26 protein-coding genes are annotated in these 25084 nt (G+C 69.4%); all 26 read left to right on the forward strand.

All coding sequences use genetic code 11. The features are described 5' to 3' along the window. Positions 1-70: 70 nt before the first annotated feature. Complete coding sequence (locus AB0L21_RS24970; RefSeq protein WP_365700529.1) at positions 71-1204, forward strand: LCP family protein; 1134 nt, start codon at positions 71-73, stop codon at positions 1202-1204. A gap of 151 nt (positions 1205-1355) precedes the next feature. Next, the gene (gene rpmE, locus AB0L21_RS24975; protein WP_014675000.1) at positions 1356-1580 is read left to right on the forward strand and encodes a 50S ribosomal protein L31; all 225 of its coding nucleotides are present in this window, start codon (positions 1356-1358) and stop codon (positions 1578-1580) included. A gap of 105 nt (positions 1581-1685) precedes the next feature. Beyond that, complete coding sequence (gene prfA / locus AB0L21_RS24980; RefSeq protein WP_365700531.1) at positions 1686-2753, forward strand: peptide chain release factor 1; 1068 nt, start codon at positions 1686-1688, stop codon at positions 2751-2753. A 45-nt stretch (positions 2754-2798) separates the two neighbouring features. Beyond that, complete coding sequence (gene prmC, locus AB0L21_RS24985; RefSeq protein WP_030656095.1) at positions 2799-3644, forward strand: peptide chain release factor N(5)-glutamine methyltransferase; 846 nt, start codon at positions 2799-2801, stop codon at positions 3642-3644. 52 nt (positions 3645-3696) lie between these two features. Then, a complete protein-coding gene (locus AB0L21_RS24990) occupies positions 3697-4344 on the forward strand; it encodes an L-threonylcarbamoyladenylate synthase (RefSeq protein WP_132788657.1) in 648 nt (215 codons plus the stop codon). Further along, positions 4341-5018, forward strand: coding sequence for a protein-tyrosine-phosphatase (locus AB0L21_RS24995; RefSeq protein ID WP_365700534.1), 678 nt, complete (start codon positions 4341-4343; stop codon positions 5016-5018). Before AB0L21_RS24990 ends, AB0L21_RS24995 begins: the two co-directional genes overlap by 4 nt. A gap of 85 nt (positions 5019-5103) precedes the next feature. After that, positions 5104-6342, forward strand: coding sequence for a serine hydroxymethyltransferase (gene glyA, locus AB0L21_RS25000; RefSeq protein WP_365700536.1), 1239 nt, complete (start codon positions 5104-5106; stop codon positions 6340-6342). A 186-nt stretch (positions 6343-6528) separates the two neighbouring features. Further along, positions 6529-6921 (forward strand): hypothetical protein, encoded by a 393-nt coding sequence (locus AB0L21_RS25005; RefSeq protein ID WP_365700538.1) that lies wholly within the window; start codon positions 6529-6531, stop codon positions 6919-6921. A 101-nt stretch (positions 6922-7022) separates the two neighbouring features. Next, on the forward strand, positions 7023-7985 hold the full coding sequence (locus AB0L21_RS25010) for a hypothetical protein (RefSeq protein ID WP_365786481.1): 963 nt from the start codon (positions 7023-7025) through the stop codon (positions 7983-7985). Positions 7986-8048: 63 nt separating this feature from the next. Continuing rightward, the gene (locus AB0L21_RS25015; RefSeq protein ID WP_365786483.1) at positions 8049-9665 is read left to right on the forward strand and encodes an HlyD family efflux transporter periplasmic adaptor subunit; all 1617 of its coding nucleotides are present in this window, start codon (positions 8049-8051) and stop codon (positions 9663-9665) included. Between the two features lie 86 nt (positions 9666-9751). Beyond that, positions 9752-10531, forward strand: coding sequence for an ABC transporter ATP-binding protein (locus AB0L21_RS25020; RefSeq protein ID WP_365786547.1), 780 nt, complete (start codon positions 9752-9754; stop codon positions 10529-10531). Next, entirely contained in the window at positions 10528-11769 is a 1242-nt protein-coding gene (locus AB0L21_RS25025; RefSeq protein ID WP_365786484.1) for an ABC transporter permease, read from the forward strand. The genes AB0L21_RS25020 and AB0L21_RS25025 overlap by 4 nt, the downstream gene beginning before the upstream one ends. A gap of 127 nt (positions 11770-11896) precedes the next feature. Next, the gene (locus AB0L21_RS25030; RefSeq protein WP_365700544.1) at positions 11897-13222 is read left to right on the forward strand and encodes an MraY family glycosyltransferase; all 1326 of its coding nucleotides are present in this window, start codon (positions 11897-11899) and stop codon (positions 13220-13222) included. Positions 13223-13522: 300 nt separating this feature from the next. Then, positions 13523-13960, forward strand: a complete 438-nt coding sequence (locus tag AB0L21_RS25035) for a hypothetical protein (RefSeq protein ID WP_030656103.1) — start codon at positions 13523-13525, stop codon at positions 13958-13960. 273 nt (positions 13961-14233) lie between these two features. Then, positions 14234-15004 carry a F0F1 ATP synthase subunit A gene (gene atpB, locus AB0L21_RS25040; RefSeq protein ID WP_365700694.1) on the forward strand — a complete coding sequence of 257 codons (771 nt, stop codon included), beginning with the start codon at positions 14234-14236 and terminating at the stop codon, positions 15002-15004. Positions 15005-15080: 76 nt separating this feature from the next. Further along, complete coding sequence (gene atpE / locus AB0L21_RS25045; RefSeq protein ID WP_009190636.1) at positions 15081-15320, forward strand: ATP synthase F0 subunit C; 240 nt, start codon at positions 15081-15083, stop codon at positions 15318-15320. A 39-nt stretch (positions 15321-15359) separates the two neighbouring features. Then, on the forward strand, positions 15360-15911 hold the full coding sequence (locus tag AB0L21_RS25050) for a F0F1 ATP synthase subunit B (protein WP_365700547.1): 552 nt from the start codon (positions 15360-15362) through the stop codon (positions 15909-15911). Beyond that, the gene (locus AB0L21_RS25055; protein WP_365700549.1) at positions 15908-16723 is read left to right on the forward strand and encodes a F0F1 ATP synthase subunit delta; all 816 of its coding nucleotides are present in this window, start codon (positions 15908-15910) and stop codon (positions 16721-16723) included. The genes AB0L21_RS25050 and AB0L21_RS25055 overlap by 4 nt, the downstream gene beginning before the upstream one ends. A gap of 132 nt (positions 16724-16855) precedes the next feature. After that, on the forward strand, positions 16856-18448 hold the full coding sequence (gene atpA, locus AB0L21_RS25060; protein WP_365700551.1) for a F0F1 ATP synthase subunit alpha: 1593 nt from the start codon (positions 16856-16858) through the stop codon (positions 18446-18448). Positions 18449-18469: 21 nt separating this feature from the next. Continuing rightward, positions 18470-19387, forward strand: coding sequence for a F0F1 ATP synthase subunit gamma (locus tag AB0L21_RS25065; RefSeq protein WP_365700553.1), 918 nt, complete (start codon positions 18470-18472; stop codon positions 19385-19387). Then, positions 19388-20824 (forward strand): F0F1 ATP synthase subunit beta, encoded by a 1437-nt coding sequence (atpD, locus tag AB0L21_RS25070; RefSeq protein ID WP_014675014.1) that lies wholly within the window; start codon positions 19388-19390, stop codon positions 20822-20824. 118 nt (positions 20825-20942) lie between these two features. Next, positions 20943-21317, forward strand: coding sequence for a F0F1 ATP synthase subunit epsilon (locus tag AB0L21_RS25075; RefSeq protein ID WP_356341311.1), 375 nt, complete (start codon positions 20943-20945; stop codon positions 21315-21317). 151 nt (positions 21318-21468) lie between these two features. Then, positions 21469-21915, forward strand: a complete 447-nt coding sequence (locus tag AB0L21_RS25080) for a DUF2550 domain-containing protein (RefSeq protein WP_171152787.1) — start codon at positions 21469-21471, stop codon at positions 21913-21915. A gap of 431 nt (positions 21916-22346) precedes the next feature. After that, positions 22347-23405 carry a right-handed parallel beta-helix repeat-containing protein gene (locus tag AB0L21_RS25085; RefSeq protein ID WP_365786549.1) on the forward strand — a complete coding sequence of 353 codons (1059 nt, stop codon included), beginning with the start codon at positions 22347-22349 and terminating at the stop codon, positions 23403-23405. 498 nt (positions 23406-23903) lie between these two features. Next, the gene (locus tag AB0L21_RS25090; RefSeq protein WP_365700558.1) at positions 23904-24650 is read left to right on the forward strand and encodes an IPT/TIG domain-containing protein; all 747 of its coding nucleotides are present in this window, start codon (positions 23904-23906) and stop codon (positions 24648-24650) included. Positions 24651-24798: 148 nt separating this feature from the next. After that, on the forward strand, positions 24799-25084 hold a 286-nt coding region (locus AB0L21_RS25095), incomplete at its 3' end, for an IPT/TIG domain-containing protein (RefSeq protein WP_365786486.1).

Below are 25084 nucleotides of genomic sequence, written 5' to 3' on the forward strand. Positions count from 1 at the left end.
GATGGAGCGGTGACGACCGCGCCTGACCCTGACCGCAGGGGGTAACCGGACGACGAGACCTAGGAGCGATGTGGCCGCCGAGAGTACGCCTCAGCCCGCCATAACCGAGGCGGGCACGACCTCGCGCCGCCGGGGCAAGGGCCGCCGCCGTAAGGCGCCCAGCACGGGACGCAAGGCACTGCGCGCGACCGCCTGGACGGCGGCCGGCGTGGTGGTGCTGGGCGGTTCCGGCGCCGGGTACCTGTACTTCAAGCTCAACGGCAACCTCCACAGCGTCGACATCAACCAGGCCCTCGGCACCGACCGGCCCTCGAAGGTCGACAACGGCTCCGAGAACATCCTGGTCCTCGGCTCGGACACCCGCTCCGGCAAGAACAAGAAGCTCGGCGGCGGCACGGACGACGGCAGCGCCCGCTCCGACACGGCGATGATCGTCCACGTGTACGAGGGCCACAAGCGGGCCGGCGTGGTCTCCATCCCCCGGGACACCCTGGTGGACCGCCCCCGGTGCACCGACGCCAAGGGCACCGTCCACCCCGCCGCGTCCGGCGTGATGTTCAACGAGGCGTACTCCACCGGCGGCGCGGCCTGCGCGGTCAAGACCGTCGAGTCGATCACCGGCATCCGCATGGACCACTACCTGGAGGTCGACTTCGAGGGCTTCCAGAAGCTCATCGACGACCTCGGCGGGGTCCAGGTCAGGACCACCAAGGACATCGACGACCGGCAGAGCCACCTGGAGCTGAAAGCCGGCACCCACACCCTGAACGGTGAGCAGGCCCTCGGCCTGGTCCGCACCCGGCACGGCGTGGGCGACGGGTCCGACCTGGGCCGCATCCAGCTCCAGCAGGCGTTCATCAAGGCCCTGATCGACCAGGTCAAGCAGGTCGGTGTCCTCACGAACCCGAAGAAGCTGTACGACCTCGCCGACACCGCCACCAAGGCCGTCACCACCGACTCGGACCTCGGCTCGGTCAACTCCCTGATCGACTTCGCCGGCGGTCTGAAGGGCATCAGCTCGTCGCACATGAAGATGGTGACGATGCCGGTCCAGTACGACCCGGCCAACCCCAACCGCGTCCTGCTGTCCGAGACCAAGGCCCAGCTGGTCTGGAACGCCCTGAAGAACGACCGGCCGATCCCGGCCTCGGCCACGAAGGGAACGGCCGCCGGCGAGGCCGAGGGCGTCGTCAGCGCCCCGTAGGGGCGCGGGCACTCACCCCCAGGAATAGAACAACCGCACCCCCGGTTTTGGGGGATGGCCCCAGTCCTGGCAGACTGGTACGTCGGCTCCGGTTCACGCCTCCGCATCCCGCGGTAGCGACCCGGCGCCCTCCCGGAACCTAGGAGACACCTTGAAGCGCGACATCCACCCCGCGTACGTCGAGACGCAGGTCAGCTGCACCTGCGGCGCGTCGTTCACCACCCGCAGCACCATCGAGTCCGGCACCATCCGGGCCGAGGTCTGCTCCGAGTGCCACCCGTTCTACACGGGCAAGCAGAAGATCCTCGACACCGGTGGCCGTGTGGCCCGCTTCGAGGCCCGCTTCGGCAAGGCTGCCGCCGGCTCCAAGAAGTAGCGAGCCCCATTTCGCCGGTCCACGGTCACGCCCTCCCGGGGGTGTGCCCGGGACCGGCGTTTTTGGTCGCCCGCCCTTCCCTTCACCGCAGTACAGGAGCCCAAGATGTTCGAGGCCGTCGAGGAACTCGTCGCCGAGCACGCCGACCTGGAGAAGAAGCTCGCCGATCCGTCGGTCCACGCCGACCAGGCGAACGCGCGCAAGCTGAACAAGCGCTACGCCGAGCTGACCCCGATCGTCGCCACGTACCGCTCCTGGAAGCAGAACGGCGACGACATCGAGACCGCGCGCGAGCTGGCCGCCGACGACCCGGACTTCGCCGCCGAGGTCAAGGACCTGGAGAAGCAGCGCGAGGAGCTGACCGAGAAGCTGCGCCTGCTGCTCGTCCCGCGCGACCCCAGTGACGACAAGGACGTCATCCTGGAGATCAAGGCGGGCGCCGGCGGCGACGAGTCGGCGCTGTTCGCGGGCGACCTGCTGCGCATGTACCTGCGCTACGCCGAGCGCGTCGGCTGGAAGACCGAGATCATCGACGCCACCGAGTCCGAGCTGGGCGGCTACAAGGACGTCCAGGTCGCGGTGAAGGCCCGTGGGCAGATCGAGCCCGGCCAGGGCGTGTGGGCCCGGCTGAAGTACGAGGGCGGGGTGCACCGCGTGCAGCGGGTCCCGGCCACCGAGTCCCAGGGCCGTATCCACACCTCCGCCGCCGGTGTCCTCGTGACCCCCGAGGCCGAGGAGGTGGACGTGGAGATCAACCCCAACGACCTCCGCATCGACGTCTACCGGTCCTCCGGCCCGGGCGGCCAGTCCGTCAACACCACCGACTCCGCCGTGCGCATCACGCACATCCCGACCGGAGTCGTCGCCTCCTGCCAGAACGAGAAGAGCCAGCTGCAGAACAAGGAGCAGGCGATGCGTATCCTGCGCTCCAGGCTGCTCGCCATGGCGCAGGAGGAGGCGGAGCGGGAGGCCGCCGACGCCCGCCGCAGCCAGGTCCGCACCGTCGACCGCTCCGAGAAGATCCGCACCTACAACTTCCCGGAGAACCGCCTCTCGGACCACCGCGTCGGCTTCAAGGCGTACAACCTGGACCAGGTCCTGGACGGCGACCTCGACGCCGTGATCCAGGCCTGTGTCGACGCCGACTCGGCGGCGAAGCTCGCCGCCGCCTGAGAGCCGTACGCACGCACGAGCACGAGTACGACACGGAGGACTCGCGTGAACCTGCTGCTCGCGGAGGTGGCCCAGGCCACCCAGCGGCTGGCCGACGCCGGCGTGCCCTCGCCGCGCACCGACGCGGAGGAGCTGGCCGCGTTCGTGCACGGCGTGAAGCGCGGCGAACTGCACTCCGTGAAGGACGCCGACTTCGACGCCCGGTACTGGGAGGTCATCGCCCGGCGCGAGCAGCGCGAGCCGCTGCAGCACATCACCGGGCGGGCCTACTTCCGGTACCTGGAGCTCCAGGTCGGGCCGGGGGTGTTCGTGCCCCGGCCGGAGACCGAGTCGGTGGTCGGCTGGGCCATAGACGCCGTGCGTGCCATGGACGTGGTCGAGCCCTGCATCGTCGACCTGTGCACCGGCTCCGGCGCCATCGCGCTCGCCCTCGCCCAGGAGGTGCCGCGCTCGCGCGTGCACGCCGTGGAGCTGTCCGAGGACGCCCTGGTGTGGACCCGCAAGAACATGGCTGGCTCCCGTGTCGACCTGCGCCAGGGCGACGCGCTGACCGCCTTCCCGGACCTCGACGGCCAGGTCGACCTGGTCATCTCCAACCCGCCGTACATCCCGCTCACCGAGTGGGAGTACGTCGCCCCGGAGGCCCGCGACTACGACCCGGAGATGGCCCTGTTCTCCGGCGAGGACGGCCTCGACCTCATCCGGGGCATCGAACGCACCGCGCACCGGCTGCTGCGCCCGGGCGGGGTCGTCGTGATCGAGCACGCCGACACCCAGGGCGGCCAGGTGCCGTGGATCTTCACCGAGGAGCGGGGCTGGGCCGACGCGGCCGATCACCCGGACCTCAACAACCGCCCGCGGTTCGCCACCGCCCGCAAGGCGCTGCCGTGAGCACCCCCCAGTTCTCAACCCCGCAGTACGTGTACGAGGAGGCCAGCTAGACATGGCACGGCGATACGACACCAACGACGCGACCGACCGAGTGACGGGTCTGCGCGAGGCCGCGTCCGCCGTCCGCCGGGGCGAGCTGGTGGTCCTGCCGACCGACACGGTGTACGGCATCGGTGCCGACGCGTTCTCCTCGGAGGCCGTCGCCGACCTGCTCGCCGCCAAGGGCCGGGGCCGCAACATGCCCACCCCTGTCCTCATCGGCTCCCCGAACACCCTGCACGGCCTGGTCACGGACTTCTCCGAGCTGGCCTGGGAGCTGGTGGACGCGTTCTGGCCGGGCGCCCTGACGCTGGTCGCCAAGCACCAGCCGTCCCTCCAGTGGGACCTCGGCGACACCCGCGGCACGGTCGCCGTCCGCATGCCGCTGCACCCGGTCGCCATCGAACTGCTCACCGAGGTCGGCCCGATGGCGGTCTCCTCCGCCAACCTCACCGGCCACCCGGCGCCGGAGAACTGCGACGCCGCCCAGGAGATGCTCGGCGACTCCGTCTCCGTCTACCTCGACGGCGGCCCCACCCCGGGCAACGTGCCGTCGTCCATCGTGGACGTCTCCCGCGAGGTGCCGGTGCTGCTGCGCGCGGGCGCGCTCTCGGCGGAGGAGCTGCGCAAGGTCGTACCCGACCTTGAGGTGGCGAATTGACGGCCCCTGAAGCGGGGCGTGGCATAGGCGGCGGGGGCTACAGCGCGGAGGAGACGACCACGTTCGGGTTCCCCCGCGACACCTTCCGCATCCTCCACGTCAGCACCGGCAATGTGTGCCGCTCGCCCATCACCGAGCGGCTGACCCGCCACTTCGTCGCGGAGCGGCTCGGCGTGCTCGGCGGCGGGCTGATCGTGGAGAGCGCCGGCACCTGGGGGCACGAGGGCGCGCCCATGGAGTCCCACGCGGAGACCGTGCTGGCCGAGTTCGGGGCGGACGCCTCAGGCTTCGTCGGCCGGGAGCTGCTGGACGAGCACGTGATCATGGCCGACCTGGTGCTGACCGCCACCCGCGACCACCGCGCCCAGGTCATCTCCATGGGCCATTCGGCGGGCCTGCGCACCTTCACCCTGAAGGAGTTCACCCGTCTGGTCCGGGCGATAGATCCGGCCACTCTGCCGCCGCTGGAGGACGGCCTGGTCATGCGGGCCCGGGCGCTGGTGCGCGCGGCGGCGGCGCTGCGCGGCTGGCTGCTGGCCCCGACCGCCGAGGCCGACGAGGTGTACGACCCGTACGGCGCCCCGCTCACCTTCTTCCGGTCGATCGGCGACGAGATACGGGACGCCCTGGACCCGGTGGTGACGGCGCTGACCGGGGTTCCGGCACGGACGTAGGCCGCGTGGCCGCAATACCGGGCGCCCCGCACCTCCCCGGCCTACATTGGGGTTACGTCACCGTCGACCGCCCCGGGAGCCCGCCATGTCGGTCACCCATTCCCTAGAGACCGACGTCTTGCGCCGGCAGGACCCGGCGATGGCCGAGATCCTCCTGGCCGAGCTGGAGAGGCAGTCGACCACCCTCCAGCTGATCGCCGCCGAGAACTTCTGCTCGCCGGCCGTGCTCGCCGCCCTCGGCTCCGCGCTCGCCAACAAGTACGCCGAGGGCTACCCCGGCGCCCGCCACCACGGCGGCTGCGAGCTGGTCGACGTCGCCGAACGCGCGGCCGTCGACCGGGCCAGGGCCCTGTTCGGCGCCGAGCACGCCAACGTCCAGTCCCACTCCGGTTCCTCGGCCGTCCTGGCGGCCTACGCGGCCCTGCTGCGCCCCGGCGACACCGTCCTCGCCCTCGGCCTGCCCTACGGCGGCCACCTCACCCACGGCTCCCCGGCGAACTTCTCCGGCCGCTGGTTCGACTTCGTCGGCTACGGCGTCGACGCCGAGACCGGGCTGATCGACCACGACCAGGTGCGCCATCTCGCCCGCAACCACCGGCCCAAGGCGATCGTGTGCGGCTCCATCGCCTACCCCCGGCACCTGGACTACGCCTTCTTCCGCGAGGTCGCCGACGAGGTCGGGGCCTATCTGATCGCCGACGCGGCGCATCCGATCGGCCTGGTCGCCGGGGGAGCGGCGCCGAGCCCGGTGCCGTACGCGGACATCGTGTGCGCGACCACGCACAAGGTGCTGCGCGGCCCGCGCGGCGGGATGATCCTGTGCGGTGCCGAGCTGGCCGAACGCGTGGACCGGGCTGTCTTCCCCTTCACCCAGAGCGGCGCCCAGATGCACACCATCGCCGCCAAGGCCGTCGCGTTCGGTGAGGCGGCGACCCCGGCGTTCACCGTGTACGCCCATCAGGTGGTCGCCAACGCGCGGGTGCTGGCCGGTCATCTGGCCGCGGAGGGCCTGGTCGTCACCACCGGCGGCACGGACACCCACCTGATCACCGCCGACCCCGCCCCGCTCGGCGTGGACGGCCGCAGCGCGCGCGGCCGGCTGCTGGCGGCGGGCCTGGTGCTGGACTGCTGCGCGCTGCCGCACGGCGACGGCCGCGGGCTGCGCCTGGGTACGGCCGCGGTGACCACTCAGGGCATGGGCGAGCCGGAGATGGTGCGGATCGCGGCGCTGTTGGCGGCCGTGCTGCGCGGTGAGACGGAGCCGGCCGCGGCGCGGGACGAGGTGCGCGCGCTCACCGGCCAGTTTCCGCCGTATCCAGGCTGACGGGACCCCGGCACAGCCGCATCCGGCAGTGATCCAGATCACGTTGTGAGTTATCTGTCAGCTCTGTTGGTTACGAGATGGTCATGACAAGCTGCTGATCAAGCGCAATCGGGGGTAAAGGCGCCTGCCCCTGCTGTTCTCTTTTGGGCCGAAAGGCTCCAACTATGCGAGCGACAGAGGCGGGAAATGAACTTCAAGCGTGGAATCCGGTCCGTGCTGGTCACGACGATGGCCCTGGGTGCCGTCGGGCTCCTCGCGGGCACCGCGAGCGCCGCGACCAGCGGCAACGGGTACTGCGAATCCGGTGACCCTTGTTTCTACTACCTGAAGCAGCAGGGAAGTTACATCTTCGATCCGGAGATGAACATCCCGAACTTCGCCCCGATGGTCTACACCCGCAACACCAACATCTCGCCGAACGACAACACCATGTCCTACTGGAACCGCTCCTCCAAGGAATGGCACGTCTACACGGACTCCTTCCGCGGTGGCATCCACGGCTGGGTTCCCGCGGGCTACAAGGGCGACGCTTCGACGAACTTCCAGAACAGCATCTCGTCCGCGTACGACTTCGACTGATCAGTCCCCTCGGGCTGACTGCCGCGAAATGAGTGACGAGTGGCCGCCTCACCGTTTCCCGGGTGGGGCGGCCCTTCGTTTTCTTATCGATGGAGAAACTCATGGCTCTTGCGAACCTGAGGGCACTGGGGACGAAGTCCGCCGGATGTCTGGCCGTGGCCGCCGGTCTGCTGCTGAGCGGCTGCTCCGGCTCCTCGGACTCGGCGCAGGGATCCGGATCGCCGAAGCTCCCCGACGTGGGCGCCGCGCCCAAGGTGGTCCGGTCCGCCGACCTGAAGTACCCGATGCAGGCCTTCGCCCCGGCGGCGGGCGAGATCAGAAGGCTGTCGCAGGCCCAGCAGGTCCTTACACAGCAGTGCATGCGGCGGTACGGCTTCACCTACGACGCGCCGGACTCCTCATCGACGGGTGCCGAGTCGGACACCGCGCGCCGCTATGGCCTCTCCGAGGCCAGGGACGCGCAACGGTACGGGTATGCGGACCCTGGGGTCCGGCCTGCCGGCCGGGGCAGCGACCACGAACTCGATCCGGCGATGCTCGCCGTGCTGAACGGCTCTGACGACCTCAACCCCGATTCGCTCCCCGAAACCCAGGCGGAGGCGGAGGCCAGGAAGGGCGATGGCGTTCCCGTGGGAGGTTGTTCCAGGGAGTCGTATCTGAAGCTCTACGCTCCGAAAAAGGGAATGATCGACATCGCGTTCGCCCAGACGCTGGAACGCCAGGCCTATATGAAGTCCCGTACCGACCCCCGCGTCATCGCCGTCATCAAGAAGTGGTCGGCGTGCATGCGTGACGGCGGTTACGACGTCAAGGACCCCGTGAGCCCGATGAAGGAACTCGGTGTCGAGCAGGACCCGTCCGGTGACGCCGCGGTGAAGGCGGCCGTACTGGACGTCCAGTGCAAGGAGAAGGTCAATCTGGTGGGCGTCTGGTTCTCCGTGGAGTCGGCCTATCAGAAGCGTGCCATCGATGACAACGTCGAAACCCTCTCCACATACAAGCAGCAGAGCCGGGACCGTCTTCGTTACGCGAATTCACTGATCAGCGGAAAGCCGGCGGAGTAGGGCCAAGGGCGGGGCCGGGAGGGGAAAGGCATGGGCCCGAAGGACGAGACGGGGAGCGCAGAAATGTCCGACGACATCGCCGCGAGTCCCCGGGAGACGAAGCACGCGCCGGAGGAGGGCACCGTCCGCTCCGACCTGACGCGCCGCCGCCGCTGGCTCGCCGCAGTCGCCGTCGGGGCGGTGCTCCTCGCCCTGAGCGGTGTGGCCGCCGCCCGGCTGGTCAAGTCACCGGCCCAGGCGTTGGCGGACTCGCGGCCGCCCGCTCCCGATGTGCTCACGGCCCCGGTGGAGTGGCGGACGCTGAAGGACACCGTCGTGCTGCGCGGTACCGTCACCGCCGACCAGTCCGTGTCGGTGACGCCGGTGGCGAGCGGACAGAAGGGCGCGGTCGCCCCCGTGGTGACGAAGATCCCGGTGAAGGCGGGGAGCACGGTCAAGGCCGGGCAACTCCTCCTGGAGGTCTCCGGCCGCCCGGTGATCGCCCTCAAGGGCGTGGTCCCCGCCTACCGGGACCTGCGGCCAGGAGCCGTCGGACAGGACGTGGCCCAACTCCAGCGTGCGCTCAGGTCCTTGGGTTACGGGACGGGTGCCGATGCCTCGGACGGCTTCGGGGCCGGCACCAAGGCGGCGCTGCGGTCCTTGTACTCCTCCCTCGGCTACGAGCCGGTGCCGGCCACGGACGACGACGGCAAGGGCGTCAAGGCCGCCGAGGAGGCGGTGAAGCAGGCACGCAGGAACCTGGAGGACGCCCGCTACGCGGCCCGCACCTCCGACTCGGGCGGCTCCGGAGCCTCGGGTGGTTCCGAGGCGGACGGCGCCAAGGTGTCGGATGCGGGCACGACCGGCACGGGCGACGTCGGCTCGGATGCGTCCGGCGGCAGCCCAGCCGGTACCACGGGTGACGGACGGCGTGCCGTCGAGCGGGCCGCGGAGGACCTGGCCGACGCCCAGCGGGAACTGGACGACGTGCGGGCCGCGTCCGGACCGATGCTGCCCTCGAGCGAGGTGGTCTTCCTCTCGGACTTCCCGGCCAGGGTCGACAGGATCACCGCTGGGGTCGGCGCCCGGACGGACGAGTCGGTGATGACCGTGTCAGCGGGCAGGCTGGAGGTCCACGGCTACCTCCAGGATCACCAGAAGGGCCTGGTCAGGGCGGGTCAGCGAGTGGAGATTCGCTCAGAGAGCAGCGGGTTCGCCGTGCCGGCGAAGGTCAGGTCCGTCGCCGGCTCCCCGGACCAGGGCGGGGCGGACACGTCCGGGGGCACCGGGTCCAGCGGTGCTGGGGGACAGGGCGGCGCAGGCACCGGCACCCCTCGTGGTTATCTGATGGTGGTGGAGCCGGACAAGGCGCTGGACGGTCAACTCGTCGGGCAGGACGTCCGGTTGACGATCGAGGCCGCGTCCACCGACGGTAAGGCACTGGTGGTGCCCCTGACTGCCGTGTCCTCAGGTGCCGATGGCAAGACCACGGTGACCGTGGTGGACGGCGACGGCCGCCGACGCCGCGTGGAGGTCAGGACCGGCACGGACGGCGACGGGTTCGTCGAGGTCGCCCCCGTCGGCGGCGGGCGTCTGGAGGAGGGCGACCGCGTGGTCACCGGGATACGTGGCGATGGGGGCGCCGCGGGCGGCACGGATGCGTACGGGACGAGCGGCGGCCCGGAAGGCGGTGGCGCATGAGGTGGCCCCGCCGTGCGGGGGCCCGCGGGCACCCGGCTCCGTCCCCGCTGACCACGGACGTCCTCGCGACGCCCGACGCCCCGGTGATGGAATTCCGCGGGGTGGAGTTGACGTATCCCGGACCGCCGCCGGTGAAGGCGCTGTGCCGGTGCGATGTGACGGTACGACGTGGGGAGTTCGTCACCGTGGTCGGTCCGTCCGGCTCGGGCAAATCGACCTTCCTCAATGTCGCCGGGCTGCTGGACGCCCCCACCAGCGGCGCCTACCTGCTGGACGGGGTCGACACGGCCCGGCTGCGGGAGAGCGACCGCGCGGCGCTGCGGGGCCGGGCCATCGGCTTCGTGTTCCAGTCCTTCCACCTGCTCCCGCACCGCAGCGCACTGGAAAACGTCATGCTGGCCATGGTCTACAACGGCATCCCGCGCAAAGAGCGCGCCCGGCGGGCGAGCGAGGCCCTGGAGCGCGTGGGGCTCGCCCACCGTACCCACGCGCTGCCGCCCCGGCTGTCAGGCGGAGAGAGGCAGCGCGTGGCCATCGCCCGTGCGCTGGTCGCCGGCCCTTCGCTGCTGCTGTGCGACGAGCCCACCGGAAACCTCGACACGGCCACGGCGGACGGCGTCCTCGCCGTCCTGGACGAACTGCACCGCGACGGCATGACCCTGATCGTGATCACCCATGACCCGGGCGTCGCCGCCCATGGCACACGCACCATCTCCATCCGTGACGGTCTCCTCACCGAGCACTCTCCCAAACCGCCCGCCGGCCGATCACCGGACCGGCCCCCGGCAGAGCCGGGACACGGCGAACCGTCCGTGCCGGCCGGACCGTGGGCCCCCGCCGGTGACGAAAGACAGGCGAGCGCATGATGAGGGGCCGACGCGACGGACGCCTCGCCGTGCCGTCCAGGTTCCATGCCCGGGACCTCTTCGCTGAGGCGCTGGCCGGGATGCTGCAGCGCCCGGCCCGTTCCGCGCTGACCGCACTCGGTACGGTTCTCGCCATGGGCACCTTCGTGGCCATCCTCGGGATCACCGCCACGGCCTCGTCCCAGATCGACTCCCGCTTCGACCGGCTCGCAGCGACCGAGGTGACGGTCGAGGACGTCGCCGGTGGACACGACGAACTGGCAGGCCCCGCCTTCCCCGAGGACGCAGCCGCCCGCGTCGAGGCCCTCCACGGCGTCGAGCACGCGGGGGTGTACTGGAACGTGCGGACCGAACGTCCCCTGACCGTGCGTTCCGCCCCTGTGGGAACCGCGGACGACGGGGAGCGGGCCGAGATCGTCGCCGCCTCCCCGGGGGTGCTCCGAGCGGCACTGCCCACGCTCGCGCAGGGCCGCGTCTACGACGACTACCACGAGGACTCCGCAGCCCAGGTCGCCGTCCTCGGCTCCGGCATGGCCGCCCGGCTCGGTATCACCACCCTGGACACCCAGCCGGCGGTCTTCATCGGCGACGAGCCGTTCACCGTCATCGGCATCATGGACGACGTCCAGCGCAAGGCCGACCTCCTCCTGTCCGTGGTGGTCCCGAGTACCACCGCCGAGCGATTGTGGGGGCCACCCCAGGGCAGTGCGGCCAGGATGCTCATCGCCACCCGGCGCGGCGCCGCCACGCAGATCGCCCATGAGGCACCCACCGCACTGCGCCCGGACCATCCCGAGTACCTCAAAGCCGTCCCGCCCCCCGCGCCCAAGGCTCTGCGCGGCACGGTCACCGCGGACCTGCGTCAGCTCTTCCTCGTCCTCGCCGCGATCTCCCTGGCCATCGGTGCCGTGGGCATCGCCAACACCACGCTCGTCGCGGTGCTGGAGCGCGCCGGGGAGATCGGCCTGCGCCGGGCCCTGGGGGCACAGGGACTCCACATCACCCTGCAGTTCCTCACCGAATCCGGCACGCTCGGAGCGCTCGGCGGACTCATCGGCACCAGCCTCGGCGTCGTCACCGTGGTGGCCGTGGCCGTCATCAACGACTGGACGCCCGTCGTGCACCCGCTCACGGTCGCCCTCGCACCCTTCATCGGGTTGGTCACCGGTGTCGTCGCCGGTCTCTACCCCGCCTGGCGGGCGGCCCGTGTCCAGCCGGCGGAGGCACTGCGGCGCTGAGCCCCACCGAGCGTTCGCGTACGGGGACAGGGCGTGTGCCCGTCCCGTCGCTCGCAGCTCCCCGGAAGAAGCCGGGGAGCTATTGTGTGAGCTTGAGGTCGGTAACCGGAACTCGTGGGGCATATCTGTGCGTGAATACCTGCTGACGCTCTGCGTCACGGCCGCGGTGACGTACCTGCTGACTGGGCCGGTACGGAAGTTCGCGATCGTGGCGGGAGCCATGCCGGAGGTCCGGGCGCGTGACGTGCACCGAGAACCGACTCCGCGCCTCGGCGGGATCGCCATGTTCTTCGGCCTGTGCGCGGGCCTGCTGGTCGCGGACCATCTCACCAACCTCAACGAGGTCTTCGTCAAGTCGAACGAGCCGCGGGCGCTGCTCTCCGGCGCCGCCCTGATCTGGCTGATCGGCGTCCTGGACGACAAGTTCGAGATCGACGCGCTGATCAAGCTGGGCGGTCAGATGATCGCCGCGGGTGTCATGGTCATGCAGGGTCTGTCGATCCTGTGGCTGCCCATCCCGGGCGTCGGCAACGTGGCGCTGACCCAGTGGCAGGGCACGCTGCTGACCGTCGCGCTCGTCGTCATCACCATCAACGCCGTCAACTTCGTGGACGGCCTGGACGGGCTCGCGGCCGGCATGGTGTGCATCGCCGCGTGCGCGTTCTTCCTGTACGCCTACCGCATCTGGTTCGGCTACAACATCGAAGCGGCAGCCCCCGCCACGCTCTTCGCGGTCATCCTGATGGGCATGTGCCTGGGCTTCCTGCCGCACAACATGCACCCCGCGCGGATCTTCATGGGCGACTCGGGGTCGATGCTGATCGGCCTGGTGCTGTCGGCCGGCGCGATCTCGATCACCGGCCAGGTGGACCCGGACGCCCTGGCGCTGTTCACGGGTTCGGAGAAGGCTGCGGTCCACCAGACGGTCCCGGTCTACATCCCGCTGCTGCTGCCGCTGACGATCATCGCCGTGCCGGCCGCCGACCTGGTGCTGGCGATCGTGCGCCGCACCTGGCGCGGCCAGTCGCCGTTCGCCGCCGACCGTGGCCATCTGCACCACCGCCTGCTGGAGATCGGCCACTCGCACAGCCGGGCCGTGCTGATCATGTACTTCTGGTCGGCGCTGATCGGCTTCGGGGCGCTGGCGTACTCGGTCAACTCGGCGTCGATGTGGATCGTGCTGGGCGTGGTCTTCCTGAGCGCGGTCGGTCTGGTCCTGCTGCTGCTCCCGCGCTTCACCCCGCGCGTGCCGGTGTGGGCCCAGCGGTTCGTGCCGCCGCGATACCGGAGGCGGCGCCGGGCCCCCGGGGCCACCGCGGCGGCGGAGGCCGCCACCGCCACGCAAGCGGAGGCCTCTGGCGGCGAGGAGAGGACCCCGGTCACGGCCGGCGTCTCGGGCGTCAACGGGGCGACCGCGATCGGCGCCAGGTCACGATTCCTCGATCGCCGTTGACGGCCAAGGTAAGAATCTGACTAGAGCATTGCCAACTCGTGGGGGAGTAAACACCCCCAATACCAGACAAGTGGGCGCGGTTTTTGCACAGACGCGCACTGTCACTCTCATGTGTGACAGCGAGCACACCCACCAGGTAAAGACCTCATCAAATAGTTTGTGATACGGTTCACGAGAACCCCGGATAGAACCGAAGGACCCGAGTGCGACGGTCCATTGGTGTGAGGTCTCGATCACTCAGCCCGGGACTACGCTCGTCCATGACGACACCCTGCCCCCTGTGAAAGCGGAGTTGCCGCCATGCCGTCCAATGACGTCCGGAACCTTGCGCAGATCGCTGTGCCCACAGCGGCTGCCGGCGTGATCGCCGTCGCCGTGAGCGCCGCGGTCGCGGGGGGCAAGGGCGCGCTCGGCGCGGTCGTCGGCACGGTGCTGGCCATCCTGTTCATGGGACTCGGCCTCTACGTGCTGCAGTGGACGGCAAAAACGCTCCCGCAGCTGTTCCAGGCGATGGGGCTGCTGCTCTACGTCGCCCAGCTGCTGCTCCTCCTGATCTTCGTCGCTGTCTTCAAGGACACCTCCCTCTTCAACGCGAAGACGTTCGCCGTGTCGCTCGTCGTCGCGACCGTCGTGTGGATGGCCGCGCAGGCACGCGCGCACATGAAGGCCAAGATCTTCTACATCGACCCGGACTCCGCGAAGAGTGAGAAGCCCGAGAAGACAGGGCCGAAGCCGTGAGGAGTAGGGGCGGGATAAAGGCTTGTGAGATCTCCTGCTATCGTCCGGTGCCAACTGCGGCATCGCGGGCGCGGGCATCTGAGCTGACGCCTGCTCGATCGCGAGGCTCGATGCCCCCCAGCCGCCCCCACATCCGTAACACCAGTCCGGTGCCGATCCGCGGCCGTGTGCCGCGCCGACACAACGAGGTTGCCGAACCCATGCGTCACGCCGAAGGAGCCCGCGGTGAGTGCTGACCAGACCCAGCTCGCCTTCGACTGGAGTTGTCGGATCATGTCCGACAACGGGTGTGGCTTCCCGGCTCCGGGCCTGCACTCCTTCCTGTTCAAGCCGCTCGCCACGGTAGGCGGCTTCGAGTTCAACAAGGTGATGCTGCTCGCGCTCATCACCACGCTGCTGGTCGTTCTGTTCTTCTCGGCCGCCTTCGGCAAGGCCAAGGTCGTGCCGGGCAAGCTCCAGATGATCGGCGAGGCCGGCTACGACTTCGTCCGCCGCGGCATCGTGTACGAGACCCTCGGCAAGCGCGAGGGCGAGAAGTGGGTGCCGCTCATGGTCTCCCTCTTCTTCTTCATCTGGATCATGAACATCTGGTCCGTGGTCCCGCTGGCCCAGTTCCCGGTCTCGTCGGTCTTCGCCTTCCCGGTCGTCCTGGCCGCGCTCGTGTGGATCCTCTGGGTCGGGCTGACCTTCAAGCGCCACGGCTTCGTCGGCTTCTTCAAGAACGTCACGGGCTACGACAAGTCGCTCGGCGCGGTCCTTCCGCTGGTCATGGTCATCGAGTTCCTCTCGAACCTGATCGTCCGCCCGTTCACGCACGCGGTGCGACTCTTCGCCAACATGTTCGCCGGTCACCTGATGCTGGTGATGTTCACCGTCGCCTCCTGGTACCTGCTGAACAGCTGGATGGTCCCGGCCGCCGGTGTCTCCTTCGTGATGACCATGGCCATGATCTGCTTCGAGCTTTTCGTGCAGGCCGTCCAGGCGTACGTCTTCGTACTGCTGGCCTGCTCCTACATTCAGGGCGCTCTCGCCGAGCACCACTGAGCCGAACCACCCGCCCCAACCCCAGCCGTCCGGTGGCCAACCCCCACCGGTCCGTAAAAGAGAAGGAAGAAACGGCATGTCCGCTGCCATCGACCTCGCCGCCGGCGTCTCCGGTTCCCTCGGTTCCATCGGCTACGGCCTCGCGGCCATCGGCCCCGGCATCGGCGTCGGCATCATCTTCGGTAACGGCACCCAGGCCCTGGCCCGTCAGCCCGAGGCCGCCGGTCTGATCCGCGCCAACCAGATCCTGGGCTTCGCCTTCTGTGAGGCGCTCGCCCTCATCGGCATCGTTATGCCGTTCGTGTTCGGTCGGTAATCAACCCCCCACCGACACGTTTCGACGAAAGGCACTGATGTGATCGCCAACCTGGCACAGCTGGCGGCCGAGGAGACGGAGCAGAACCCGCTCCTCCCGGCCGGTCCCGAGCTGCTCGTCGGCACCATCGCCTTCGCCATCGTGTTCTTCTTCTTCTGGAAGAAGCTGCTTCCGAACATCAACAAGGTTCTGGAGGAGCGTCGCGCGGCGATCGAAGGCGGCATCGAAGAGGCCGACGCCATGAAGGTCGAGGCCCAGAGCGTCCTTGAGCAGTACAAGGCCCAGCTCGCCGAGGCCCGGCACGAGGCCGCGCGCCTGCGCCAGGAGGCGCAGGAGCAGGGTGCCGCGCTCATCGCCGAGATGCGGGCCGAGGGCCAGCGGCAGCGCGAGGAGATCGTCGCCGCCGGCCACGCCCAGATCGAGGCCGACCGCAAGGCCGCCGCGTCCGCGCTGCGTCAGGACGTCGGCAAGCTCGCCACCGAACTGGCCGGCAAGCTCGTCGGCGAGTCCCTCGAGGACCACGCCCGCCAGAGCCGTGTGATCGACCGCTTCCTCGACGAGCTCGAGGAGAAGGCCGAGGCCACGCGATGAACGGAGCGAGCCGCGAGGCCCTGGCAGCCGCACGTGAGCGTCTCGACGCGCTGACGGACTCCACGTCCGTCGACGCCGCGAAGCTCGCGGACGAGCTGGCGGCCGTCACCGCGCTGCTCGACCGCGAGGCCGGCCTGCGCCGGGTCCTCACCGACCCGGCGCAGCCCGGGGAGGCCAAGGCGCAGCTGGTCCAGCGCCTGATCGGCGGCCAGGTCAGCGGCACCGCCGCCGACCTGGTGTCCGGGCTGGCCCGGTCCCGCTGGTCGCAGCCGCGCGACCTGGTGGACGCGCTGGAGGAGCTGGCGAACATCGCCGACCTCACGGCCGCGGAGAAGACGGGCACCCTCGACGACGTCGAGGACGAGCTGTTCCGGTTCGGCCGGATCGTCTCCTCCAACACCGAGCTGCGCGCCGCGCTCACCGACCGTGCCGCCGGCACCTCGGCCAAGACCGAGCTGCTGAACCGGCTGCTGGGCGGGCGGGCCAAGCCGGCCACCGAGCGGCTGGTGACGCGCCTCGCGACCGCGCCGCGTGGACGTAGCCTGGAGACGGGACTGGAGTCCCTGTCCAAGCTCGCCGCCGAGCGCCGGAACCGCATGGTCGCCGTCGTCACCTCGGCGGTGCCGCTGAGCGACGGACAGCGCGAGCGCCTCGGTGCCGCCCTGACCAAGCTCTACGGACGTCGGATGCACCTGAACCTCGACGTCGACCCCGAGGTCGTCGGCGGGATCCGGGTGCAGGTCGGTGACGAGGTCATCAACGGCTCCCTCGCGGACCGGCTGGACGAGGCCGCCCGCCGCATGGCGAGCTAGCAGCAACTCGATATTTCGAGAAGAGCAGTACGTACTTACGGCCCTGGTTGGGCCGTGCAGAGGATTCCTGGGGGTCGCCCCCAGACCCCCAAAGTGAAACTTCGGGCCCAACAAGGAGAGCAGGGAACCCAGATGGCGGAGCTCACGATCCGGCCGGAGGAGATCCGGGACGCGCTGGAGAACTTCGTCCAGTCGTACAAGCCGGACGCGGCCTCGCGCGAGGAGGTCGGTACGGTCACCGTCGCCGGCGACGGTATCGCCAAGATCGAGGGTCTGCCCTCGGCCATGGCGAACGAGCTGCTGAAGTTCGAGGACGGCTCCCTCGGTCTCGCGCTGAACCTGGAAGAGCGCGAGATCGGTGCGGTCGTCCTGGGCGAGTTCAGCGGCATCGAGGAGGGTCAGCCGGTCACGCGCACCGGTGAGGTCCTCTCCGTCGCGGTCGGCGAGGGCTACCTCGGCCGTGTCGTCGACCCGCTCGGCAACCCGATCGACGGCCTCGGCGAGATCGAGACCGACGGCCGCCGAGCCCTTGAGCTGCAGGCCCCCACGGTCATGCAGCGCAAGTCGGTGCACGAGCCGATGGAGACGGGCTACAAGGCCGTCGACGCGATGACCCCGATCGGCCGTGGTCAGCGTCAGCTGATCATCGGTGACCGCCAGACCGGCAAGACCGCCCTGGCCGTCGACACGATCATCAACCAGCGCGACAACTGGCGCACGGGCGACCCGAAGAAGCAGGTCCGCTGCATCTACGTCGCCATCGGCCAGAAGGGCTCCACCATCGCCGGCGTGCGCCGCGCGCTGGAGGAGAACGGCGCGCTGGAGTACACGACCATCGTCGCCGCCCCGGCGTCCGACCCGGCCGGCTTCAAGTACCTGGCGCCGTACACCGGTTCGGCCATCGGCCAGCACTGGATGTACCAGGGCAAGCACGTCCTGATCATCTTCGACGACCTGTCGAAGCAGGCCGACGCCTACCGTGCCGTGTCGCTGCTGCTGCGCCGCCCGCCGGGCCGCGAGGCCTACCCGGGTGACGTCTTCTACCTGCACTCCCGGCTGCTGGAGCGCTGCGCCAAGCTCTCCGACGACATGGGTGCCGGTTCGATGACCGGTCTGCCGATCGTCGAGACCAAGGCCAACGACGTCTCGGCGTTCATCCCGACCAACGTCATCTCCATCACCGACGGCCAGTGCTTCCTGGAGTCGGACCTGTTCAACGCCGGTCAGCGCCCCGCGCTGAACGTCGGTATCTCCGTCTCCCGAGTCGGTGGTTCCGCGCAGCACAAGGCGATGCGCCAGGTCTCCGGCCGCCTCCGCGTGGACCTCGCCCAGTTCCGTGAGCTGGAGGCGTTCGCCGCCTTCGGTTCCGACCTGGACGCGGCCTCGAAGGCCCAGCTGGAGCGCGGTCAGCGCATGGTGGAACTGCTGAAGCAGGACCAGTACCAGCCGATGGCCACCGAGGACCAGGTCGTCTCCGTGTGGGCCGGTACCAACGGCCGGATGGACGACGTGCCGGTCGCCGACATCCGCCGCTTCGAGCGGGAGCTGCTGGACTTCCTGCACCGGAAGCACCAGGGCCTGATGACCTCCATCAAGGAGGGCGCCAAGATGTCGGACGACACCATCCAGGCGATCGACGACGCGGTGGCGGAGTTCAAGAAGCAGTTCGAGACCTCGGACGGCAAGCTGCTCGGCGAGGACACTCCTGCCGCTGCTTCCAAGTGACGTAAGGAAGGGACCTGACTCATGGGAGCCCAGCTCCGGGTCTACAAGCGTCGCATCCGATCCGTCAGCGCGACCAAGAAGATCACCAAGGCGATGGAGATGATCGCCGCCTCGCGCGTCGTCAAGGCGCAGCGCAAGGTGGCGGCCTCCACGCCGTACGCGCAGGAGCTCACGCGCGCCGTCACGGCGGTCGGTACGGGTTCGAACACCAAGCACCCGCTCACCACGGAGGCGGAGAACCCGACCCGTGCCGCGGTCCTGCTCCTCACGAGCGACCGCGGTCTGGCCGGCGCCTTCAACTCCAACGCCATCAAGGCGGCGGAGCAGCTGACCGAGCGCCTGGAGCGCGAGGGCAAGCAGGTCGACACGTACATCGTCGGCCGGCGCGGTGTGGCCCACTACAACTTCCGTGAGCGCAAGATCGCGGAGTCGTGGACGGGCTTCACCGACGAGCCGACGTACGCGGACGCCAAGAAGGTGGCGGCGCCGCTCATCGAGGCCATCGAGAAGGAGACGGCCGAGGGCGGCGTGGACGAACTCCACATCGTCTTCACCGAGTTCGTCTCGATGATGACGCAGACGGCGCTCGACGCCCGGCTGCTGCCGCTGCGCCTCGAAGAGGTCGCCGAGGAGGCTCACCCCAAGGGCGAGATCCTCCCGCTGTACGACTTCGAGCCCTCGGCGGAGGACGTCCTCGACGCCCTGCTGCCGCGCTACGTGGAGAGCCGCATCTACAACGCGCTGCTTCAGTCGGCCGCTTCGAAGCACGCCGCCACGCGGCGCGCGATGAAGTCGGCCACCGACAACGCGGGCGAGCTGATCAACACGCTCTCCCGTCTTGCCAACGCGGCCCGCCAGGCCGAAATCACCCAGGAAATCAGCGAGATCGTCGGTGGCGCCAGCGCCCTGGCCGACGCGACCGCGGGGAGTGACCGATAAATGACCACCACTGTTGAGACCGCGACGGCTACGGGCCGCGTCGCCCGGGTCATCGGCCCGGTCGTCGACGTGGAGTTCCCCGTCGACGCGATGCCGGACATCTACAACGCCCTCCACGTCGAGGTCGCCGACCCGGCCAACGCGGGCGAGAAGAAGACGCTGACCCTGGAGGTCGCCCAGCACCTGGGTGACGGCCTGGTCCGCACCATCTCCATGCAGCCGACCGACGGTCTGGTCCGCCAGGCCCCGGTCGTCGACACCGGCGACGGCATCACCGTCCCGGTCGGCGACTTCACCAAGGGCAAGGTGTTCAACACCCTCGGTGAGGTGCTGAACGTCGACGAGCAGTACGAGGGCGAGCGCTGGTCCATCCACCGCAAGGCCCCGAACTTCGACGAGCTCGAGTCGAAGACCGAGATGTTCGAGACCGGCGTCAAGGTCATCGACCTGCTGACCCCGTACGTCAAGGGCGGCAAGATCGGTCTGTTCGGCGGCGCCGGCGTCGGCAAGACGGTGCTCATCCAGGAGATGATCTACCGTGTCGCCAACAACCACGACGGTGTCTCCGTGTTCGCCGGTGTCGGTGAGCGCACCCGTGAGGGCAACGACCTGATCGAGGAGATGTCCGACTCGGGCGTCATCGACAAGACCGCGCTGGTCTTCGGTCAGATGGACGAGCCCCCGGGCACCCGTCTGCGCGTCGCGCTGGCCGGCCTGACCATGGCCGAGTACTTCCGTGACGTCCAGAAGCAGGACGTGCTGTTCTTCATCGACAACATCTTCCGCTTCACGCAGGCCGGTTCCGAGGTCTCCACGCTGCTCGGCCGCATGCCGTCCGCGGTGGGTTACCAGCCGAACCTGGCCGACGAGATGGGCCTCCTCCAGGAGCGCATCACCTCGACCCGCGGTCACTCGATCACCTCGATGCAGGCGATCTACGTCCCCGCCGACGACCTGACCGACCCGGCCCCGGCCACCACCTTCGCCCACCTCGACGCGACGACGGTTCTGTCCCGTCCGATCTCCGAGAAGGGCATCTACCCGGCCGTGGACCCGCTGGACTCCACGTCCCGGATCCTGGACCCGCGCTACATCTCGCAGGACCACTACAACGCGGCCATGCGCGTGAAGACGATCCTGCAGAAGTACAAGGACCTCCAGGACATCATCGCGATCCTCGGTATCGACGAGCTCGGCGAGGAGGACAAGCTCGTCGTCCACCGTGCCCGTCGTGTGGAGCGCTTCCTGTCCCAGAACACCCACGTCGCCAAGCAGTTCACCGGCGTGGACGGCTCGGACGTGCCGCTCGACGAGTCGATCGCCGCGTTCAACGCGATCTGCGACGGCGAGTACGACCACTTCCCCGAGCAGGCGTTCTTCATGTGCGGTGGTCTTGAGGACCTCAAGAAGAACGCGAAGGAGCTGGGCGTCTCCTGACCCCGGCACTCGCCTGAGTCGTGAGGGGGCGGGGTGCGTCCCGCCCCCTCATCCACGCCCACTAGAATTGACCCCAACACCCGGCGCCCCTGCCGGGTGGTGACCCGAGGAGCCACCCTTGGCTGCTGAGCTGCACGTCGAGCTGGTCGCCGCCGACCGCCAGGTCTGGTCCGGCGAGGCCACCCTGGTCGTCGCGCGCACCACGTCCGGCGACATCGGCGTCATGCCCGGTCACCAGCCGCTGCTCGGTGTGCTGGAGTCGGGCCCGGTGACCATCCGTACGAGTGACGGTGGAACGGTCGTCGCCGCGGTGCACGGCGGTTTCATCTCGTTCGCGGACAACAAGCTGTCCCTGCTGGCCGAGATCGCCGAGCTGTCGGACGAGATCGATGTCCAGCGCACGGAGCGGGAACTGGAGCGTGCGAAGGCGGAGGGCGACGCCGTCGCCGAGCGCCGCGCGGACGTCCGACTGCGTGCTGCGACGGCGCGCTGAACCAGCCGCGCTGTACGTTGACGTCACTCAGCCGCGGCCGGCCCGGAGCAATCCGGTGCCGGTCGCGGCTGAGGCAGATGTGGGTGTTTTTTCCGTTTCATTACTCAGTCGTAGAAGCAGTTCTACCTAGGAGACGAGGAGGTCGGTGCCGATGGTCCTCGCTCTGACTGTGTGCGGGATCGTGGTCGCGCTCGTGGTGGTGGGACTGTTCCTGTTCGGGCTGCGCCGCAGGCTCATCCAGCGCTCCGGCGGCACCTTCGACTGCTCGCTGCGCTGGGACCTGCCCGAGAAACCGGACACGGGCGGCAAGGGCTGGTCCTACGGCGTCGCCCGCTACAACGGCGACCGCATCGAGTGGTACCGGGTCTTCTCCTACGCCCCCCGCCCCCGCCGCGTCCTGGAGCGCGGGCAGATCGAGGTGGCCGGCCGCCGGCTGCCCGAGGGCGAGGAGGAGCTGGCGCTGCTGTCCGACTCGGTGGTGCTGGCCTGTGCGCACCGGGGCACGCGCCTGGAACTCGCCATGAGCGAAGACGCGCTGACCGGGTTTCTCGCGTGGCTGGAGGCAGCCCCGCCCGGACAGCGCGTGAATGTGGCCTAGCCGCAGTCGCCGATCGTGTGGTGCACCGGTGTGACAAGGGCTGCCGAATCAGCCGGTGCCGCGAACGGCACCGGCTGATCGGGATCCAGTTCACCACCGGGGTGCCCATCGCGGCATGTGGGCGCGATACCTGGGCTTCTGCAGAAACGCCACAGGTGGTCCCACTTCCGCATCCCCGGTGGGAATGGGCGGCCCACCGGCTAGATCCATTCCAGTAATCCACTCGCCGCCCGGCAGCCGCTGGGCTTTGTGCATATGCCACTCGAATGGCCCAGTGCCCCACCCGGTCGTGTGACGGACCGTCGCAGCCGCTGGGCCACGCTGCTGTACGCCTTCACCCGTCCAGATCTCCCTGGGTGCCAAGCGCTGTGACTTCCGGTCGTGTTGGAGAAAAACGACCCGAGGGAGAGCAAGTGCTGAGCGTGAAGAAGATGCGTGTCCTGGCCGTGGCCGCACTGGTGAGTACCGCCATGCCGGCCACCGCGCAGGCCCTGCCCGCACGACAGACGACAGGGGTGGCATGCGGGGACGTCACCGAGTTGATCGAACGGATCACCGAGGCGAACGCCCGCGGAGGCGGATCCATCCTGCTGGCGCCGGGATGCACCTACGTGCTCCATGCTCCGGCCGGCACCGAGGGCGCCAACGGTGCCAGTGGGCTCCCGGCCATCACCGGAAATCTCACCATCACCGGTGATCGGACCACGATCAGCCGTGCGGGATCCGCGGCCTTCCGTATCGCCGAAGTGGCTGGAGGGGGCTCCCTGACCCTGAAGGGGGTCACCGTGTCGGGCGGCAGTGCGACCGAGGGTTCCGGCACGGCCGGCGGCGGCATCCTGACCGAGGGGACGCTGGTCCTGGTCGACAGCCGGATCACCCAGAACACCGCTTCCGGGCTCGGAGGCGGGATCGCCGTCGCGCCCGGGGCGACGGCGAGTCTCAGAAGCAGCACCGTGTCGGAGAACAACGGTGGCGACGGCGGCGGCATCCATGTGGGCGAATCCGCCCGGCTGACGGTGGCCGGAGGGACCGTCGAGGGGAACACCGCGGTGTTCACGGGTGGCGGGCTGGCCACCTTCGGCACCACGGTCCTCAGCGGTACAGAGGTCGTGGCGAACAGCACCCGTAACTTCGAGGGTGGCGGCGTCATCGCGGGCTTCGGGCCGCTCACCGTCAGCGGCGGTCGCGTGGCGGAGAACGTGGCCGCCTCGTCCGGCGGCGGCATCGCCAACTTCGGCAGCACCTTGCGGCTGGTCAACGCGAACGTGGACAACAACCGCGCCGGGGCTGACGGCGGCGGCCTGTACCAGCAGGCCGGCAGTTCCACCCTGGTCGGCGGCAGAGTTTCCGGAAACCAGGCCGGCGGCCAGGGCGGCGGAATCTTCCGCGTCACCACCAGCGGCCCGTCGGTCCTGGCAGGGACGCAGGTCTCCGGCAACAGCCCCGACAATTGCGCGCCTTCTGGAGCCGTCCCCGGCTGCGCGCCGTAGCGGCGGGTGGAGCCAGGCCCCGAGAGGTCACGGGGCCTGGCCGTCCTCGCTCGATGAGATGACTCAAAACAGAATGAATAACCAAGAAGTGACAGGAAGGGAGAAATTGGTAAGAAGTAAAGGGGGGATTACTCCGTTCGGGTGATTAGTGGTAAACGAGTCTTGTCGCCCGATCGGCGGTATGGGTCACTGAGAGTGTTGAACCGGCGGGCTGCCCATCCCCGAGCCGGGGGAACGTTCGGACAGGCAGCGCTTGCCGGTTTTTCCTTGCCCGGGACGGATGGCGGACGCTGCTGCGCGGGACATCCGTGTCGGTTCGTCACCCCGGGTGCGGTGGCCCTGTCGAGGGCGCCGGCCGCATCGGAAGAGTCGGGAAGAGACTGACGTGCGCAGCCGGCCGACGGCGGTTCCTTCCCGTACACGGCAGCCAGTGGCTGACCTGTTTCCTGCCGGTTCCTCGCATGTCCCCATCAGCGAGCGAGGACGAGGAGTTTCCTCATGCCGATCTCTCCCAACCAGGGTTCCACCGGGGGCGGGACCCTGGTGACCATCACGGGCACGAACCTGTCCAACACCACCGCGGTGCGCTTCGGCGGCAAGCCTGCCACGAACGTCACCAACGTCTCACCGACCCAGGTCACCGCCATCTCCCCCTCGGGGACGGGCACGGTGGGGGTCACCGTGACCACCCCGGGCGGTACCAGCAACCCCGTGCCGTTCTTCTACGTCGGCGCCCCGTTCAAGTCCTCCCTGGGCAGCACCTCCGGGCCGCTGGCCGGCGGCAACACCATCACCATCAACGGCACCGGCCTGTCCACGGCCACCAGTGTGTCGTTCGGCGGTGTCACCTCCACCCCGACGGTCAACAGCGACAGCTCTCTGAGCGTCACCGTTCCCGCGGGGACGGTGGCCGGGCCGGTGTCGGTGAGCGTGACCACCGCGGGCGGCACCAACAACGGCCTCAGCTACACCTACGTGGCCGACCCCACCATCGGCACCGTCAGCCCGACCTCGGGACCGACCTCGGGCGGCACGGCGGTGACCATCACCGGAACCAACCTCGACAGCACGGACTCGGTCACCTTCGACGGTGTCGCCGCGCCGTTCTCCGTCATCAACGCCACCACCCTGTCGGCGGTGACCCCGCCCGGCACCGCCGGGGCGGCCGACGTGGTCGTGACCAACCCCGCCGGATCGGACACCGCGGTCGGTGCCTTCACCTACGTCGCGGGCCCCGGTATCTGACCGGTCCGGTCGCCTCCGCCTGAGGAGGTGACGAGAGCGCCCCGTCCGGGCGGCAGCCCCCCCTCTGCCCGGACGGGGTCAACCCCGCCAGCCGCGCCCCCAGTGGCCACACGTGTGTGACGCCCGTTCTCAATGAAGGAGTACAGCCATGGCTGCCCCTGTGGTCTCTTCGGTCAGTCCCAACCAGGGGCCGGAATCGGGCGGTACCACCGTCACCATCACCGGTACCGGTTTCACCTCCGTGCTGGCCGTCCGGTTCGGCGCCAAGGCCGCCACGTCGTTCACCGTCAACAGCAGCACCCAGATCACGGCAGTGACTCCCTCGGGAACCGGCGCCGTGAACGTCAGCGTCTCCACGAGCCAGGGAACCAGCACGCAGTCCGTGACCTTCACCTATTCCGCCGTTCCGTCCCTGTCGTCTGTTTCGCCGAGTG

The sequence above is a fragment of the Streptomyces sp. NPDC052721 genome (assembly GCF_040678315.1).
Classification (GTDB): Bacteria; Actinomycetota; Actinomycetes; order Streptomycetales; family Streptomycetaceae; genus Streptomyces.

What these genes read in the sequence shown, in the direction of transcription:
- prfA (WP_365700531.1), top strand. Translation starts at nt 1,686, where the DNA reads ATGTTCGAGGCCGTCGAGGAACTCGTCGCCGAGCACGCCGACCTGGAG.
- AB0L21_RS24990 (WP_132788657.1), top strand. Translation starts at nt 3,697, where the DNA reads ATGGCACGGCGATACGACACCAACGACGCGACCGACCGAGTGACGGGT.
- glyA (WP_365700536.1), top strand. Translation starts at nt 5,104, where the DNA reads ATGTCGGTCACCCATTCCCTAGAGACCGACGTCTTGCGCCGGCAGGAC.
- AB0L21_RS25005 (WP_365700538.1), top strand. Translation starts at nt 6,529, where the DNA reads ATGAACTTCAAGCGTGGAATCCGGTCCGTGCTGGTCACGACGATGGCC.
- AB0L21_RS25010 (WP_365786481.1), top strand. Translation starts at nt 7,023, where the DNA reads ATGGCTCTTGCGAACCTGAGGGCACTGGGGACGAAGTCCGCCGGATGT.
- AB0L21_RS25015 (WP_365786483.1), top strand. Translation starts at nt 8,049, where the DNA reads ATGTCCGACGACATCGCCGCGAGTCCCCGGGAGACGAAGCACGCGCCG.
- AB0L21_RS25020 (WP_365786547.1), top strand. Translation starts at nt 9,752, where the DNA reads ATGGAATTCCGCGGGGTGGAGTTGACGTATCCCGGACCGCCGCCGGTG.
- AB0L21_RS25025 (WP_365786484.1), top strand. Translation starts at nt 10,528, where the DNA reads ATGATGAGGGGCCGACGCGACGGACGCCTCGCCGTGCCGTCCAGGTTC.
- AB0L21_RS25035 (WP_030656103.1), top strand. Translation starts at nt 13,523, where the DNA reads ATGCCGTCCAATGACGTCCGGAACCTTGCGCAGATCGCTGTGCCCACA.
- atpB (WP_365700694.1), top strand. Translation starts at nt 14,234, where the DNA reads ATGTCCGACAACGGGTGTGGCTTCCCGGCTCCGGGCCTGCACTCCTTC.
- atpE (WP_009190636.1), top strand. Translation starts at nt 15,081, where the DNA reads ATGTCCGCTGCCATCGACCTCGCCGCCGGCGTCTCCGGTTCCCTCGGT.
- AB0L21_RS25055 (WP_365700549.1), top strand. Translation starts at nt 15,908, where the DNA reads ATGAACGGAGCGAGCCGCGAGGCCCTGGCAGCCGCACGTGAGCGTCTC.
- atpA (WP_365700551.1), top strand. Translation starts at nt 16,856, where the DNA reads ATGGCGGAGCTCACGATCCGGCCGGAGGAGATCCGGGACGCGCTGGAG.
- AB0L21_RS25065 (WP_365700553.1), top strand. Translation starts at nt 18,470, where the DNA reads ATGGGAGCCCAGCTCCGGGTCTACAAGCGTCGCATCCGATCCGTCAGC.
- atpD (WP_014675014.1), top strand. Translation starts at nt 19,388, where the DNA reads ATGACCACCACTGTTGAGACCGCGACGGCTACGGGCCGCGTCGCCCGG.
- AB0L21_RS25080 (WP_171152787.1), top strand. Translation starts at nt 21,469, where the DNA reads ATGGTCCTCGCTCTGACTGTGTGCGGGATCGTGGTCGCGCTCGTGGTG.
- AB0L21_RS25085 (WP_365786549.1), top strand. Translation starts at nt 22,347, where the DNA reads ATGCGTGTCCTGGCCGTGGCCGCACTGGTGAGTACCGCCATGCCGGCC.
- AB0L21_RS25090 (WP_365700558.1), top strand. Translation starts at nt 23,904, where the DNA reads ATGCCGATCTCTCCCAACCAGGGTTCCACCGGGGGCGGGACCCTGGTG.